This is a genomic window from Streptomyces sp. NPDC047706, assembly GCF_043204795.1.
Classification (GTDB): domain Bacteria; phylum Actinomycetota; class Actinomycetes; order Streptomycetales; family Streptomycetaceae; genus Streptomyces.
This window is the reverse complement of sequence record NZ_JBIDCW010000001.1, coordinates 226284-241511: the sequence shown is the minus strand read 5'-3', so window position 1 is coordinate 241511 and position 15228 is coordinate 226284. Positions and strand designations below refer to the sequence as shown.

Sequence of the window (15228 nt, the reverse complement as noted above, 5' to 3'; positions counted from 1 at the left end):
GCCGAAATCCGTGATCACCTGCGCGTCTGTGGTGCGAGCCGGACAGCTTCCGATCATCCGGAGCGCCGGGTCCTTTCAGACCGCCGTCACGGGTGTCATATGCCGTGCTTCTTGAGGATGGCCTCGATGTCGCTGAAGTCGTCCGCGGCGTCCGCACGGGGCGCTGCCTGCGGCTTGGTGCGGGGCTGCTGGGGGTCCGGGCGGGACGCCGGGCCCAGGGAGGGCGCCGACGCCTGCGTGGCCACCGGGTCGTGCGGGGCCGCCGTGGTCGCCGCGCGGCCCTTGCGGCCGCGTCGCCGCTCCACCGCCCGCGTGCCCGCGAACAGCACCCAGGCACCGCCGAGGACGCCGAAGCCCGCCCACGCCACCGGGCTGAAGGCGGTGTCCGCGGCCCATTCCACGACACCGGTCATCACCAGTCCGAGAGGGACCAGCGCATAGGCCGCGATACGGGCGGCCGTGAGGAAGCGCCTGCGGAACGCCGTCACCGCGGCGATGCCCAGGCCGGCCGCGGCAACGGCGGAACACACGGTCTCGGCAATCATCCGGTCCTCCAGACAGCCTCGGGCGGGCGGTGTGCTTCGCCTCTTCCATCCTGCACCTCCCGAACCCCGCCAGGCCATGCCCCGCCCTGACATCAGGGACATCTCCGGGTCGGCTCCTCCGCAGGTGCAGGTGGGACGTACGACTCGGGGCGGTGGTGGTCGTGCGGGAACAGCGCCCGCGACGCCGGGCCGGCGCCGCGGCCCACCCGGTCCAGGTCAGCCGTAGGCATGGGGGCCGGGAGCCGATTGGGTCCGGTGCGCCGGTGCTGGAAGACTGGCCCCATGAACGACTCCTCCGCCCGCCCCGCGCCCGTCCTCGACGTCTGGTGCGAACTCCAGTGCACGGACTGCCGCAGCGCCCTGGACGACCTGCGCGCCCTGCGCGCCCGTTACGGCGACCGGCTCGAACTGCGGCTGCGGCACTTCCCGCTGGAGAAGCACAAGCACTCCTTCGCCGCCGCGCAGGCCGCCGAGGAGGCCGCCGAGCAGGGGCAGGGCTGGACGTACGTCGAGGCGGTGCTGGCCCGGGTCGAGGAACTGGACCGTGCAGGGGAACCCTTCCTGGTCGAGGTGGCCCGGGAACTCGGCCTGGACGCCGAGGAGTTCGACACCGCGCTGATCGACGGCCGGCACATCCTGATCGTCGACGCCGACCAGGCGGAGGGCAAGGCGATCGGCGTGACCGGCACCCCCACGTACGTGATCGGCGGCGAGCGCCTCGACGGCGGCAAGAGCCAGGAGGGGCTGCGCGAGCGCGTCGAGGAGATCGCGGACCGGCTGCTGGCCGGGCAGGACTGACGCCCGGGCCCTCAGAGCAGGGTCTTGTAGAAGGTGCGCCGCGTCGTCTCGTAGCCGAGTGACTCGTAGAGCCGCTCGGCGGGGGTGTTCCCGGCGAACACGTTGAGGCCGAGGACGTGCAGGCCGGCCGCGATCGTCTGGCGCTCGGCGAGCAGCATGAGCGTGCGGCCGTGCCCTCGTCCGCGGTGCGGCGCGTCGGTCTCGACGTCGAAGACGTAGGCCTTGTCGTCCTGCAGCGCCAGCCACAGGGTGCCCACCCGCCTCCCGTCGTGTTCCAGGACGCTGAACAGCATGTCGTCCGTGGCCACTCCGTCCGGCAGGAGCCGGTCGTGGTCGTCGCGCGCCTTGGCGTAGGCCTGGGGCTCGGGGACCCCTCGCTCGATCCAGGTGCGCGCGTAGTGCTCCGACTCGTGCACGAGCCATGCGGCGAAATCGTCCTCGGTCATGGGCCGCGCGTGGCTGCCGGCGGGCAGTTCGGGCGGGGTGTCGCCGAGGTGCTTCTCCATGCCGCGGTTTCGCGGGACGTAACCGAGCGCCGTGACGAGCCGGAGCGCCGCCTCGGCGTCGCCGGGGACGGCCGCCTCGATCTGCCGGCAGCCCCAGCCGCGCGCCACCTCCTCGGCGGCGAGGGCGGCGACCGTGCCGCGCCCGCGCCGGCGGTCCGGCTCCTCGATGCGCAGTGCGAGGATACGCGCCACCGAGTGGCCGAAGGCGGCTGACGTGCCGAGGTGTACCGCGCCGACGGGACGGCTGTTCACGCACACCTGGTAGTGGCGGGAGAGCGTTCCGTCGGCCGCGCGCTGAAGCGGCTCGGTCGGCCGCAGGGTGGTGGTCATCAGGGAGTTCTACCCCGTCCTGCTCCCCAGGTCTGCCGGATGTCCCGGCGTTCTACGGGTCGAGGTCGTCGCCCGACCGCTCCTCGAAGATCCGCATGGCCTTCGCCGTCACCGGGCCCGGGGCGCCCGGCAGTTCGCGGCCGTCGACGCGGTGGACGGCCTGGACGTCGCGCAGCGTGGACGTCAGGAAGACCTCGTCGGCCCGTTCCAGCACGTCCAGGGGCAGGTCGGTCTCGCCGGCGCCGGTCCACTCGACCGTCAACGCGCGGGTGATGCCCGCGAGGCAGCCGGAGGAGACCGGCGGGGTGTGGATCTCACCGTCGAGGACGACGAAGACGTTCGAACCGGTGCCCTCGCAGAGCTGCCCCACGGTGTTGGCGAACAGCGCCTCGGAGGCGTCCTGTTCGTGGGCGCGGGCCAGGGCCACGACGTTCTCGGCGTACGAGGTGGTCTTCAGGCCGGTGAGGGCACCGCGCTCGTTGCGGGTGAAGGGGACCGTGATCACGGCGGTCGAGTCCGGGCGGCGGCGGGTCTCGCCGACGGCGACGACCAGGGTCGGACCGTGCTCGCCGCGGTCGGAACCGAGCGGACCGTGGCCTCCGGTGTACGTGATGCGCAGCCGGCCGAGCGGCATGGGGCCGGCCTCCAGCACGGCCACGCAGGCGCGGCGGACCTCGTCCAGGTCGGGGTCCGGCAAGCCGAGGCCACGGGCCGAGCGGGTCATCCGGTCCAGATGGCGGGTGAGTGCGAACGGCGTGCCCTCGACCACCTTGACCGTCTCGAAGATGCCGTCGCCCACGGTCAGCCCGTGGTCGAAGACGGAGACACGGGCGGATTCGGCGTCCTGGAGCTTGCCGTCGAGCCAGATCTTCACGATTGCAGTCCCTCTCCACTCACCTCGTACGCCCCCGACGCTACCGCGAGCAGCCGGGCGGCCTTCAGTTCGGTCTCCCGCCATTCACCCTCGGGGTCCGATCCCCAGGTGATCCCCGCGCCGGTGCCGAACCGCAGCAGGCCCTCGGCCCGGTCGAACCAGAAGGTGCGGATGCCGACGGCCAGCTCACCGGTTCCCCGGTCGGCGTCGACCCAGCCGATGCCTCCGCAGTACGGCCCCCGGGGCGCCGTCTCCAGGGCGTCGATGATCCGCAGAGCGCTGGACTTGGGGGCGCCGGTGACCGAGCCGGGCGGGAAGGCGGCGGCGAGCAGTTCCGGCCAGCCGGCACCGTCGCGCAGTTCGCCACGCACGGTGGACACCAGGTGGACGAGCCCGGGATGCTTCTCCACCGCGCAGAGATCGGGGACGGTCACCGTGCCGGACGCGCAGACCCGGCCGAGGTCGTTGCGGACCAGGTCCACGATCATCACGTTCTCGGCGTAGTCCTTCTCCAGCAGGTCGGCCTCGGTGCAACCGGTGCCCTTGATCGGGCCGGACTCGACGATCCGGCCGTCGCGGCGCAGGAAGAGTTCGGGAGACGCGGTCGCCGTCTCCACTCCGTGCCCGGGCAGGCGGATCGTTCCCGCGTACGGCGCCGGGTTGCCGCGGGCCAGCAACGCCGTGAGCGCGTCGGGATCGGCGTCCCGGGCGACGGGCGCGGACAGGACGCGGCAGAGGTTCGCCTGGTAGACCTCGCCGGCCGCGATGTGCCGCCGTATCCGGCGCACTCCCTCCATGTACGAGGCGCGATCGAGGGACGACGTCCAGTCGCCGGGGGCCGGGCCGCGCCATGCGCCCGGCACGGGCGCGGGCACCGGCTCCTCCCGTACGTCCGCGAACCGCGCGCAGGTCAGACAGCCCTCGAAGTCGGCGACGACGGCCCAGAAACCGGTGGAGTCGAGGGCAGCGGGGTCGCTGGTGACGTCGAGCAGTCCGGTGGCGACGCGGTCACCGAAGCGGGCGAGAGGCGGGAGGTCGAGCACGTTGTCGAGTCTATGGCGGGTGTCCCGCGGGTGGCCCGGCCGTGTCCTTCCCGGTGGTCCGGCCGCGTCCGTGACCAGGTGCAGCGCAGCACGCTGCACAAACGCGTTTTTGTACTGGCCCGGGAATCCGCTAGAGTTCAACACGTCGCCGGGCCGCGCAAGCGAACCGAAACGACAGGCGGACGTAGCTCAGTTGGTAGAGCGCAACCTTGCCAAGGTTGAGGTCGCGAGTTCGAGCCTCGTCGTCCGCTCGAAGGAAGAGGGGATCCTCCCGGTCCCCTACACTCCTGGTGGAGTGGCCGAGAGGCGAGGCAACGGCCTGCAAAGCCGTCTACACGGGTTCAAATCCCGTCTCCACCTCCAAGGACGATTAGCTCAGCGGGAGAGCGCTTCCCTGACACGGAAGAGGTCACTGGTTCAATCCCAGTATCGTCCACTGGATCTTCGGATCCTGGATCTTCTCGAAGGTCCCACCCCGCGCGATTAGCTCAGCGGGAGAGCGCTTCCCTGACACGGAAGAGGTCACTGGTTCAATCCCAGTATCGCGCACGCAGTGCCCGCGATCGGCTGCATGGAGTCATGACCGCGGTCCCGAGGACGATTAGCTCAGCGGGAGAGCGCTTCCCTGACACGGAAGAGGTCACTGGTTCAATCCCAGTATCGTCCACACACCGGCAAGCCCCCGGCCGTCTCGTACGGCCGGGGGCTTCGTCGTGGTGCGTGCCACTCAGCTGGAGAAGAGCATGTGACCGAAGCTCTTGTTACGACGCCGACCGTGGTGACCGCCGTGGTGCCCACCGTGCGGGGCGCCCCAGGCGGGCGCGGGCGGAGCGGGGTACGCCTGCGCAGCGGGCGGGGGCGGCGGCGCAGGCTGGGACCACTGGGACTCCAGGCGTGTCAGCGCCTCCAGCTCGCCGTAGTCCAGAAAGATTCCGCGGCAGCCCGAGCACTGCTCGATCTGGACGCCGTTGCGGTTGTACGTGTGCATGGGCGCACGACACTTCGGGCACTGCATGTCGGCTCAACTCCTCGCCGGTTGGTCCTGCTTCGTGTGTCGCCAGGACAGACTCTGTCCGGCTGCGGTCGGTTGCACCCTACTTCGCGAGGTTCCGCGGCAACTGGGCGGGGATGGAAGCCATTCGGGCACAGGCGTCGACGAGGGACCGCTCCACGTCGTCCAGGCGCCGCTCCGCAGCGAGGGCCTTGGTCACGGTCCGGGCGGCGGTCTGGACGGTGAGGGCGCGGGCCGGTACGTCCAGGGCGGGCCAGGGGTCGCCTTCCGGTGGCACGGCCGGGCCGCCAGAGGCCCGGTACGCGTCCAGGAAGCGGGTCCACTCCCCGGGCGGCAGGAGTCCGCAGGCGTACCAGGCGGCAGGGCGGGCCAGGTCCCAGGCCGCCGGGCCCAACCCGAGGTCGTCCACATCTATCAGCAGCCACGGGCCGTCGGGGCCGGGGTGGCGCACGAGCTGGCCGAGGTGGAGGTCGCCGTGGCAGAGGGTGGCGGTGTCCGGCGGAGGGCCCTCGTCGCGGGCCCAGGCGGGGAGGGTGGCCCAGGCCCGGAGCACGGCGTCGGCGGCGGGGTCGGGTGCCGCCACGCGGAGCCGGCCGACCGCTCGCGCGGCCTTCGCGGGGCCGCGCATGCCAGGGAGCGGCACGGGAGGCGGGGTGCGGTGGAGGCGGGCGAGGAGCGTGGCGGCGGCCTCCCAGGGGGCGGCGTCCGGAGCGCCGGGGTCGACCGGACCGCCGTACGGCCAGAAGGTCACCGGCCTGCCGTGCAGGATGACCGGGGCCGTGGCCAGCGGAGGAAGCAGCACGCCGGGTATGCGGGCGGCCGTCGTCAGGCGGGCGGCGAGTTCGGCGGCGTCGGTGCCCGGCGCGTGGGCCTTGGCGACGGTGCCCGCGTGCCGGACGACCGTGGCATCGTCGCGGTCGGCGAGCGTGACCACCGCTCCGCAGGCGCAGGCGCCGGTGCCGGTATGCGAGTGGGCCGCGATCCTGGCCCGGTCGGCCAGGTCGGAGAGCAGGGGTCGCGTCACAGGTCTTCCTCGGAGCGGGACGGGTGCTGGGAGGGTACGTCGGCGGGGGCGGGGTCGTGACGGGGGTGCTGGCGTTGCCGCCTGGAACGCCACCGCGGGGGCCTGTTGCGCACGGCGGGGAGGAGACCGGGGTGGCGGGGCGGGGAAGCGGGGGGGGGTGACGCGTGATGCGGGCAGGGGCGGTGTCGCGTGATGCAGCCGCGGGAGGTGCGTGGTGCCGCTGAGGGGTGCGGGGGGAGGGGGCGTGGTGCGGGCAGAGTCGTGACACGCCAAGCAGCCTGGGGCAGGCGTGGTGCCGGCGCGCGAAACGGCGAGGGTGGCAGCGCACGACACGGGCGAGGTCATGGTGCGCGAAGTGAAGCGGCGGCGCCCGACCGGGCCAAGTGGTGACGCGTGAAACGGCAGGGGCTGCGGGGTGGTGAAGCGGGCAGGGGCGGCGCGTGGGATGGGCGGGGCACTGCGGTGTGGAGTCGGCGGCCGGGCGTGAGGCCGCGAGGGAGGTGATGGGTGGCGCCGGATCGGCAAGCAGGTGGTCGGCTCTGCAACGGCCCCGGGGGGCGCCGGTGGCCGCACTTCCGTGGATGCCGCCGGAGGCAAAAGCAATGCCGGCGCAGCTCCCCAGCTGCGCCGGCATTTGTGCCGTCCGCCGCACCCCCGTCCCCACGGGGTTATGGGTGGATGTCCCCGCCCGGACCGCTCTTCCGGGCCTGGGGTCGCCGCTCAGCGCCCCAGCATCACGCCCACGGACGACGCCTGTGTGGCCACTGTCTCCCAGCCGTCGAAGACGACGAGGAGCAGGACCGCCAGAGGAAGGGCCATGGCCGTCGCCACCAGGGGGTGGCGGCGGCCCGTGCGGCGCGGGCGGAACGCGGCGTGCGCCCTGCGTCCCTGCTCGCGGATCAGTGTCCGCGGTGCCGTGTAGGCCATGGTCCCTCTCCTGACCGTTCAGTTGTCGTCGGCAGCGGCGAGTGCCTGACCTCGGGGGACGAGTGCTGCACCCGCCGCTTGACCTCAAATGTAGGTGCGCGCGGGGGTGCCGGGCGTCATGCCCTCGTACCGCTTGGCGGGCCTCCCGGAGGATGAGCCGTGGAACGGGGTGTACTCCCCTGGGTGGAGAAGCGGACCTGGTCTCGGGGTCTTCCCGGAGGGGGCGCCCGGTGTGTCAGGGGTTTTCCGAGCTGTCCTCACGAGGCACCGGCTGCTCGACCAGGGCCAGCACCCGGTTCGCCATGAACCGCGCCGTACGGACCACAACGCCGGTTCGCGTGACTTCGCTCACTTCCACGACACCTCGGCGTACGGCCGTCTCCACCCTGCGGCCCGCCCTGCTCGCCACCACCTCGTACGTACGTGTCGTGTCCCCGGCGTCCACGACTATCTCCACACGGTCACCCTTCATGAGCCCAATCCCCCTTCGGCTAAGGATGGTTGGGAGCGCGGACGGCTCAAAGGAGCCTCTGGGGCGTGCTCCCTGACCACCCCTCAAGTCTCGCACCCGGCACTGACAATCCGTCCGGCCGAGAGGGCGCGGCCTCTGCGCGCAGGCGGCCACGGAAACGTAAGCTGTGCCACGTCACACGGACCGGGCAGCGGGGATGAACATGGCGATGATGCGCCTGAGGCGCGAGGACCCGCGCGTCGTCGGCTCGTTCAGGCTGCACCGGCGCCTCGGGGCGGGCGGCATGGGCGTGGTCTACCTGGGCTCCGACAAGAAGGGCCAGCGGGTCGCCCTGAAGGTGATCCGGCCCGATCTCGCGGAGGATCAGGAGTTCCGCTCACGGTTCGCCCGTGAGGTCTCCGCGGCGCGCCGGATCCGCGGCGGGTGCACCGCGCGGCTGGTCGCGGCGGACCTGGAGGCGGAGCGGCCGTGGTTCGCCACGCAGTACGTGCCCGGACCCTCCCTGCACGACAAGGTGGCCGACGAGGGGGCGCTCGCCGCCGCCGACGTCGCCGCGGTCGGGGCCGCCCTGTCCGAGGGGCTCGTCGCGGTGCACGAGGCCGGGGTCGTCCACCGGGACCTGAAGCCGTCCAACATCCTGCTCTCCCCCAAGGGCCCCAGGATCATCGACTTCGGCATCGCCTGGGCGACCGGGGCCTCCACGCTCACCCACGTCGGCACGGCCGTCGGCTCCCCCGGCTTCCTCGCGCCCGAGCAGGTGCGCGGCGCCGCGGTCACGCCCGCCACGGACGTGTTCTCGCTGGGCGCCACCCTCGCCTACGCGTCCACCGGCGACTCGCCCTTCGGGCACGGCAGTTCCGAGGTGATGCTGTACCGCGTCGTCCACGAGGAGCCCCAGCTGCACGGCGTGCCGGACGCGCTGGCTCCCCTCGTGCGGGCCTGTCTGGCGAAGGACCCCGAGGAGCGGCCCAGCACGCTGGAGCTGTCCCTGCGGCTGAAGGAGATCGCCGCCCGTGAGGCTCAGGGTCTGATCGAGGGGCGGCCGCCCGCGCCGCGCAGCGCCGAGGCGGACCGGCCCACCGGGCGGCTCGCCGACACCTACCCCGACCGCGCGCCGCGCCGGCAGCAGCAGGGCGGGCCGGTGACTCCTGCGCCCCGGGGTCCGGGCAGCTCGCGGGGGCCCGCTCCGGCGCGGGGCGCGACGCCGTCCCGGGGTGGCGGTGCTCCTCGAAGCGGGGGTTCCCCGTCGCGGTCCGGGCCGCGTGCCACGCCCGCCTCGCGGAACACTCCGGCGCGCAGCACGACCCGCTCCGGCAGCGGTAGTCGTACCTCACCGCGTGGCGGCGGTCGTCCGCCGGCGCGGCCCATCGGGGCCGGGCGGCGGCCGGCCAATCCCCGGCTGCTGCGGCAGCGGCTGTTCGTCTTCGTGGTCGTGACGCTGCTCGTGGCGCTCGGCATCGGGGTCGTGCAGGGCTGCCAGGCGTCGGCACGTGGGCTCGGCGACGAGCGGGGCGGCGCTGGTGCGCGGCAGGAGCACGCGCAGACCGGGTACCGGCCGCTGGACGAGGGGCCGCGCATGCCGGAGCGGTACGAGGCGGCGTTCGAGGCGTCCCCGTAAGGCCCGCTACGGCCGCGGGCGGCCCGTCGCGACCGCGTAGAAGGCGACGGCGGCCGCCGCGCCCACGTTGAGCGAGTCGACGCCGTGGGACATGGGGATGCGGACCCACTCGTCGGCGGCGACCAGGGCCTGGGTGGACAGGCCGTCGCCCTCCGCGCCGAGCATGAGGGCGACGCGGTCCATCCGGTGCGGGGCGGCCTCGTCGAGCGGCCTGGCCTTCTCGTCGGGGGTAAGGGCGAGCAGGGTGAGGCCCGCCTCGCGGACCGACTCCAGGCCCTTGGGCCAGGAGTCCAGGCGGGCGTACGGCACGGAGAAGACCGCGCCCATCGACACCTTGACGCTGCGGCGGTACAGCGGGTCGGCGCAGTCCGGCGACAGCAGGACCGCGTCCATGCCCAGCGCGGCGGCCGAGCGGAAGATCGCGCCGATGTTGGTGTGGTCGTTGACGGACTCCATGACGACCACCCGGCGGGCGGACCGCAGGAGTTCGGCGGCCGTGGGCAGGGGCTTGCGCTGCATGGAGGCGAGGGCGCCCCGGTGCACGTGGTAGCCGGTGACCTGTTCGGCGAGTTCCGGGCTGACCGCGTAGACGGGGGCGGGGAGTTCGTCGATGACGTCGCGCATGACGTCGACCCACTTGGCCGACAGCAGCATCGAGCGCATCTCGTAGCCCGCGTCCTTGGCCCGCCGGATGACCTTCTCACCCTCGGCGATGAACAGGCCTTCGGCGGGTTCGCGCTTACGGCGCAGTTCGACGTCGGTCAGGCCCGTGTAGTCGCGCAGACGCGGGTCGTCGGGGTCCTCGACGGTGATGAGATCGGCCACAGGGTGATACTGCCTTGTCGTACGTACGGTGCCAACGGCTCGGTAGGGGTTGTGTTACCCCGAGTTACGCTGAGGTCCGGGGCCCACGCCGACGACTTCCCCGACGACGATGACGGCCGGCGGCCTGACCTCCTGCGCGCGGACCGTCTCGGCGACCGTCGCCAGGGTCGCGTCGACCCGGCGCTGGGCGGCGGTCGTGCCCTCCTGGATCAGGGCGACGGGTGTGCCGGCCGGCTTGCCGTGCGCGACGAGGGTCTCGGCGATCTTGCCGATCTTGTCGACACCCATCAGGATCACCAGGGTGCCGGTGAGCCTGGCAAGGGCCGGCCAGTCGACGAGGGAGCGCTCGTCGTCGGGGGCGACATGGCCGCTGACCACGGTGAACTCGTGCGCGACCCCGCGGTGGGTGACCGGGATGCCGGCCGCGCCGGGGACCGAGATGGAACTGGAGATGCCGGGCACGACCGTGCACGGGATGCCGGCCTCGGCGAGGGCCTGGGCCTCCTCCATGCCACGGCCGAAGACGAAGGGGTCGCCGCCCTTGAGGCGTACGACGGACCTGCCCTGCTTGGCGTGCTCGATCAGGGCGTCGTTGATGGCCTCCTGGGCCATGTAGCGGCCGTACGGGATCTTGGCCGCGTCGATCACCTCGACGTGCGCAGGCAGTTCGGCGAGGAGGTCGCGGGGGCCGAGGCGGTCGGCGATCACGACGTCGGCCTCGGCGAGCAGACGGCGGCCGCGCACCGTGATCAGGTCCGGGTCGCCGGGGCCGCCGCCGACGAGGGCGACACCGGGGGTGCGGGTGCGGTGGTGCGGGGCGACGAGGGTGCCGTCGCGCAGGCCCTCGACGACCGCGTCGCGGATGGCGGCGGTGTGGCGGGGGTCGCGGGACCTGGTGTCGGTGGTGAGGATCGCGACCGTGACGCCCTCGCTGTGGCCGGTGGCCGGGGTCCAGGCCGTCGCCTGGTCGGCGTCGTCGGAGCGGACGCACCAGACACGGTGACGCTCCGCCTCCGCCGAGGCCCGGACGTTCGCGTCGTGGTCGCTGGTGGCGATCAGGGCGTACCAGGCGCCGGCGAGGTCGCCCTCGGCGTAGGGCCGGCGCTCCCAGGTGATCTCGCCCGTGTCCGCCATGGCCTGCACCGAGGGGGTGGCCGCCGGGGAGACGAGGAGGACGTCCGCGCCGGCCGCGATCAGGGCGGGAAGGCGGCGCTGGGCGACCTGGCCGCCACCGAGGACGACCACGCGTCGGCCGGCCAGGCGGAGGCCTACGGGGTAGGCGGGGTGTTCGGCCATGAGGGTGCGGCTCCTCGTGCGGGCATGCGGTGGGCGCTACGGCTCTGGAGCAGCCCTGACGTGCGGATTTTAGAATGCGTTCAGCGTACGGCGGGGCCCGGGTGGGTGCTACGGAGCGCCCGCCCGGCCCGGCCTGCCCGGGGTGCCTACTTCTCCGTCACACCCGCCGAATCGAACGTCGCCACCTCGTGCATCGCCCGTGCCGTGCTCTGGACCAGCGGCAGGGCCAGCAGCGCGCCCGTGCCCTCGCCGAGCCGGAGGTCGAGGTCGACCAGGGGTCGCAGGCCGAGCTTGTTCAGCGCGGCCACATGGCCGGGCTCGGCGCTGCGGTGGCCCGCGATGCAGGCCGCGAGCACCTCGGGGGCGATCGCGCGGGCGACCAGGGCCGCGGCACCGGCGCTGACGCCGTCCAGGATGACCGGCGTACGCAGGGAGGCACCGCCGAGAAGGAGGCCGACGACGGCGGCGTGTTCGAGGCCGCCGATCGCGGCGAGGACGCCGACGGGGTCGGCCGGGTCCGGCTGGTGGAGCTCGATGGCACGGCGGACGACCTCGGTCTTGCGTGCCAGGGTCTCGTCGTTGATGCCGGTGCCGCGCCCGGTGACCTCCGCCGGGTCCGCGCCCGTGAAGACCGAGATCAGGGCGGCGGACGCGGTGGTGTTGGCGATGCCCATCTCGCCGGTGAGCAGCGCCTTGTTGCCGGCCGCCACCAGGTCGCGGGCCGTCTCGATGCCCACCTCGATGGCCTGCCTGGCCTCCTCGCGGGTCATCGCGGGACCGGTGGTCATGTCGGCGGTGCCCGGGCGCACCTTGCGCGGCAGCAGGCCGGGCGTGGACGGGAGCTCCGCGGCGACGCCCACGTCGACGATGCAGACCTCGGCGCCGACCTGGCTCGCGAACGCGTTGCAGACCGCTCCCCCGCCGAGGAAGTTGGCCACCATCTGGGCGGTGACCTCCTGCGGCCACGGCGTGACGCCCTGGGCGTGCACCCCGTGGTCGCCCGCGAAGATCGCGACGGCCGCGGGCTCCGGGATCGGCGGCGGGCACTGCCGGGACAGCCCGGACAGCTGCGCCGAGATGATCTCCAGCATGCCGAGCGCGCCGGCCGGCTTGGTCATCCGCTTCTGCCGCTCCCAGGCCTCACCGAGCGCCTTGGCGTCCAGCGGCCGGATCTGGGCGACGGTCTCGGCGAGCAGGTCGTGCGGCTCCTCGCCGGGCAGGGCGCGGCGGCCGTACGTCTCCTCGTGGACCACCCACGACAGCGGGCGGCGCCTGGACCAGCCCGCCTGCATCAGCTCAGGCTCCTCGGGGAACTCGTCGACGTACCCGACGCACAGGTACGCCACGACCTCCAGGTGCTCGGGCAGGCCCAGCGCGCGCACCATCTCGCGCTCGTCGAAGAAGCTCACCCAGCCGACGCCGAGGCCCTCGGCGCGCGCCGCGAGCCAGAGGTTCTCGACGGCGAGCGCGGAGGAGTACGGCGCCATCTGCGGCTGGGTGTGCCGGCCGAGGGTGTGACGGCCGCCGCGGGTCGGGTCGGCGGTGACGACGATGTTCACCGGGGTGTCGAGGATGGCCTCGATCTTCAGTTCCTTGAACTGCTTCGCCCGGCCCTTCGGGAGGGACTTGGCGTAGGCCTCGCGCTGGCGCATGGCCAGTTCGTGCATCGTGCGCCGGGTCTCGGCGGAACGGATGACGACGAAGTCCCAGGGCTGCGAGTGCCCGACCGAGGGTGCGGTGTGGGCGGCCTCCAGGACGCGGAGCAGCACCTCGTGCGGGATGGGGTCGCTGCGGAAGCCGTTGCGGATGTCACGCCGTTCCCGCATGACCTTCAGCACGGCCTCGCGCTCGGCGTCGTCGTAGGCGGGCGCGGCGGGGCCGGCGGACTGCTGTGCTTCTGCCACGGGGGCCGTGCTCATTTCCTGCGGGTGGTGCGGGTCGTGCGGTGCTTGCCGGAGGTGCGGGGGGTGCTGGTCGTGCGCGGCCTGGGGGCCTTGCGGGTGCCGCTGGTTCAGCAGGTCCCGCCGGGCGGGCAGCTCGTTCTGGTCCTCCTGGTCGGCGGCCCGGGTGTCCAGGTCGTCCGCGTTCTGCAGCATCGGTACGGCGGACTCGGGGTCCGGTGCCTCTCCAGGCGCCGCGCCGGCCGCGCGGGGGGCGGGGACCGTGGCCGTGGCTTCCGGCTGCGCCGGGGGCTCGGGTGCCTGCTCCTGCGCGGGCAGCACGACGGGGTGCGGCGGGGTGGGCGCGAGGTGCGGGGTGGTCGGCACGAAGCCGTCCACCGCGACGAACTGGCCCAGTGGCTGCTCCGGTTGCGGTGCCGGAGCGGTGCCGGGCGCGATGTCCAGCGGCTCCTCGACCGGCGCGCCGGGGTCCGCTTCCGGCACGGCGCCCTCGGGTTGCGGGGCCTGCTGCCCGGCGAGCTCCGCCACGGCCGGGGCCACGACCTGGGCTTCCACGTCCGCGGCAGCGGGGGGCTCGGGCTGCGCGGCGGGCTGCGCGGGGGCGGCCGTACCGGCCGGCTCGACGCCGTCCTGCGGCTCGGCGGCGGCTTGCGCGGGGCCGGGGTCGAGCGGGGCCGCCTCGGCGGCGAGCGGGGGCTCGGCCGTGTCGGCGTCCTGGGGCTGCGCGGACTCGGGGCCGGGCTGGTGCACGGGCTCAGGTGCGGCGGCCCGGGTCTCCTCGGCACCGTGCGCGGGCGCCTGCGCCGGCACTCCGGCCGGCTGCTCCGCCTCGGGAGCGGACGCGGGCTCGGCGACCGGCGTCGCCTCCGCCACGACGGCCGGGTCGCCCGGGGCCTCCCCGGCGTCCGGGAGGAACGGCTGCGCGTCGGCGGCATCCGGCTCAGCCGGGGCCGCCGCTTCGGCGGGCGTGCCCGCGTCGGGGCCGAACGCCGGGTCGGCGGCCGGGGCGGCCTCGGCGGGGTGCGCGTCGCCGTGGCCGGATGTCCCCGACGCTCCGGCCTCCGAGGCGATCCGCGCGAGCGCGGCCTGTGCCGCGCCCACCGGCTCCGGCGCGCCCTGGGCCTGAGCCGGCGCCGGTCCGTGCGCCACGGCCTGTCCGGCTGCCGGCACCTCGTCCTGCGCGTGCACCTCAGCTTGTACGTGGACCTGGGGCCGTGCCTGGGCCTCGGGCTGCGCCTGGGCCTCGGACTGCGCGGTCACCTCGCCGGGCGCGTGAGCCTGCGGCATCGACCGGGCGTGCGCCTCGGCCTGGGCCTGTGTCTCGGCCTGCGCATGTACCGGCGCCCCACCCTGCACCTGGGCGTGCGCGTGTTCGTGCGCGTGGTCGTGCACGTCCGCCGCCAGGACAGCCCCCGGGACAACCGTTTCCGCAGGCGTCACCTCCGCGCCCACCGGCGGCTGCGTCGCCGTCGGCTGCGTCGCGGCAGTCTGGGGGGCGCCCCACGGCGCGGCACCCTGCGGCACCGCACCCGGCGCCATCTCCCGCATCTCCCGCGCGCGCGGGACGTCGAGGTACTCGGGCCCGTTGGCCGGCGGCCCCGCCTGCCGTACCGGCGCGCCCGCCGGACCGCGGTCGGCGAGTGAGCGGACCGGGCTGGCGGAGGCGTCGGGGATCGGAGGGCCCAGGTGCAGCGGACGGCGCGGCGTGGCGGCGGGCGCGGGCGACGGCGGGGGCGGCGTCGGGCCCGGCAGGCGGACGCCGGTCAGGTCGACCGAGCCGCTGTCGCGGCCGGACATCTCGTGCGCGCCGGGTTCGTGGACGGCCTCGACGACCGGCTCCGGCGCGGGCGGGGCCACCTCGTTGCCCCAGGCGCCCTGCGCGCCGGGCAGCAGCAGGTCCTCGTCCTCGGCGGGCGTCTCGGAGACGTAGGCGTACGCGCCGGGAACGGAGACGCCCGGCTGTTCCACCAGGCCTGCGTTCTCAGGCAGCCCCTCACCCGGGCCCTGGCCGGTGTCGGTCATGCGTAACCCCTCGCCCATCGGTTGATGCTCCTACG

The 15228-nt window shown here is 74.0% G+C and carries 13 protein-coding genes and 5 tRNA genes; 7 read left to right on the top strand and 11 right to left on the bottom strand.

Annotation, left to right across the window (positions count from 1 at the left end; all coding sequences use genetic code 11):
- Nucleotides 1–95: 95 nt before the first annotated feature.
- On the bottom strand, nt 96–545 hold the full coding sequence (locus ACGF8A_RS01180; protein ID WP_393102908.1) for a hypothetical protein: 450 nt from the start codon (nt 543–545) through the stop codon (nt 96–98).
- Nucleotides 546–827: 282 nt separating this feature from the next.
- Between ACGF8A_RS01180 and ACGF8A_RS01175 the strand changes: the two genes are divergently transcribed.
- The gene (locus tag ACGF8A_RS01175; RefSeq protein WP_393102906.1) at nt 828–1343 is read left to right on the top strand and encodes a DsbA family protein; all 516 of its coding nucleotides are present in this window, start codon (nt 828–830) and stop codon (nt 1341–1343) included.
- Between the two features lie 11 nt (nt 1344–1354).
- Here the strand turns inward: ACGF8A_RS01175 and ACGF8A_RS01170 are convergent, their stop codons facing one another.
- Genes ACGF8A_RS01170 through ACGF8A_RS01160 form a run of 3 tightly spaced genes read right to left on the bottom strand, consistent with a single transcriptional unit; the run spans nt 1355 to nt 4096 of the window.
- The gene (locus tag ACGF8A_RS01170) at nt 1355–2179 is read right to left on the bottom strand and encodes a GNAT family N-acetyltransferase (protein WP_393102904.1); all 825 of its coding nucleotides are present in this window, start codon (nt 2177–2179) and stop codon (nt 1355–1357) included.
- Between the two features lie 52 nt (nt 2180–2231).
- Nucleotides 2232–3053 carry an aminotransferase class IV gene (locus tag ACGF8A_RS01165; protein WP_393102902.1) on the bottom strand — a complete coding sequence of 274 codons (822 nt, stop codon included), beginning with the start codon at nt 3051–3053 and terminating at the stop codon, nt 2232–2234.
- Nucleotides 3050–4096 (bottom strand): chorismate-binding protein, encoded by a 1047-nt coding sequence (locus ACGF8A_RS01160; protein ID WP_393102900.1) that lies wholly within the window; start codon nt 4094–4096, stop codon nt 3050–3052. The genes ACGF8A_RS01165 and ACGF8A_RS01160 overlap by 4 nt, the downstream gene beginning before the upstream one ends.
- A 178-nt stretch (nt 4097–4274) precedes the next feature.
- Here ACGF8A_RS01160 and ACGF8A_RS01155 point away from each other — a divergent pair.
- The 5 genes from ACGF8A_RS01155 (at nt 4275) to ACGF8A_RS01135 (ending at nt 4763) form a co-directional block, all read left to right on the top strand.
- Nucleotides 4275–4347 (top strand) — tRNA-Gly (locus ACGF8A_RS01155).
- Nucleotides 4348–4385: 38 nt separating this feature from the next.
- Nucleotides 4386–4459 (top strand) — tRNA-Cys (locus ACGF8A_RS01150).
- A 1-nt stretch (nt 4460) separates the two neighbouring features.
- A tRNA-Val gene (locus ACGF8A_RS01145) sits at nt 4461–4532 on the top strand.
- Between the two features lie 41 nt (nt 4533–4573).
- A tRNA-Val gene (locus ACGF8A_RS01140) sits at nt 4574–4645 on the top strand.
- Between the two features lie 46 nt (nt 4646–4691).
- A tRNA-Val gene (locus ACGF8A_RS01135) sits at nt 4692–4763 on the top strand.
- A gap of 60 nt (nt 4764–4823) precedes the next feature.
- Here the strand turns inward: ACGF8A_RS01135 and ACGF8A_RS01130 are convergent.
- From ACGF8A_RS01130 to ACGF8A_RS01115, 4 genes are all read right to left on the bottom strand, one after another.
- The gene (locus ACGF8A_RS01130) at nt 4824–5111 is read right to left on the bottom strand and encodes a zf-TFIIB domain-containing protein (RefSeq protein ID WP_393102898.1); all 288 of its coding nucleotides are present in this window, start codon (nt 5109–5111) and stop codon (nt 4824–4826) included.
- A 79-nt stretch (nt 5112–5190) separates the two neighbouring features.
- Nucleotides 5191–6132 (bottom strand): phosphotransferase family protein, encoded by a 942-nt coding sequence (locus ACGF8A_RS01125; RefSeq protein ID WP_393102896.1) that lies wholly within the window; start codon nt 6130–6132, stop codon nt 5191–5193.
- 720 nt (nt 6133–6852) lie between these two features.
- Nucleotides 6853–7059, bottom strand: a complete 207-nt coding sequence (locus tag ACGF8A_RS01120) for a hypothetical protein (protein ID WP_189699657.1) — start codon at nt 7057–7059, stop codon at nt 6853–6855.
- Nucleotides 7060–7294: 235 nt separating this feature from the next.
- Complete coding sequence (locus ACGF8A_RS01115) at nt 7295–7531, bottom strand: hypothetical protein (RefSeq protein ID WP_393102894.1); 237 nt, start codon at nt 7529–7531, stop codon at nt 7295–7297.
- 196 nt (nt 7532–7727) lie between these two features.
- On the opposite strand from ACGF8A_RS01115, the gene ACGF8A_RS01110 reads away from it, so the two are divergent.
- The gene (locus tag ACGF8A_RS01110) at nt 7728–9149 is read left to right on the top strand and encodes a protein kinase (protein ID WP_393103171.1); all 1422 of its coding nucleotides are present in this window, start codon (nt 7728–7730) and stop codon (nt 9147–9149) included.
- Between the two features lie 6 nt (nt 9150–9155).
- On the opposite strand, the gene ACGF8A_RS01105 is transcribed toward ACGF8A_RS01110, so the two are convergent.
- The 3 genes from ACGF8A_RS01105 to cobT form a co-directional block, all read right to left on the bottom strand.
- Entirely contained in the window at nt 9156–9974 is an 819-nt protein-coding gene (locus ACGF8A_RS01105; protein ID WP_393102892.1) for a TrmH family RNA methyltransferase, read from the bottom strand.
- A 54-nt stretch (nt 9975–10028) separates the two neighbouring features.
- The gene (gene cobA / locus ACGF8A_RS01100) at nt 10029–11270 is read right to left on the bottom strand and encodes a uroporphyrinogen-III C-methyltransferase (protein ID WP_393102890.1); all 1242 of its coding nucleotides are present in this window, start codon (nt 11268–11270) and stop codon (nt 10029–10031) included.
- 146 nt (nt 11271–11416) lie between these two features.
- A complete protein-coding gene (cobT, locus tag ACGF8A_RS01095; RefSeq protein ID WP_393102888.1) occupies nt 11417–15193 on the bottom strand; it encodes a nicotinate-nucleotide--dimethylbenzimidazole phosphoribosyltransferase in 3777 nt (1258 codons plus the stop codon).
- Between the last annotated feature and the right edge of the window lie 35 nt (nt 15194–15228).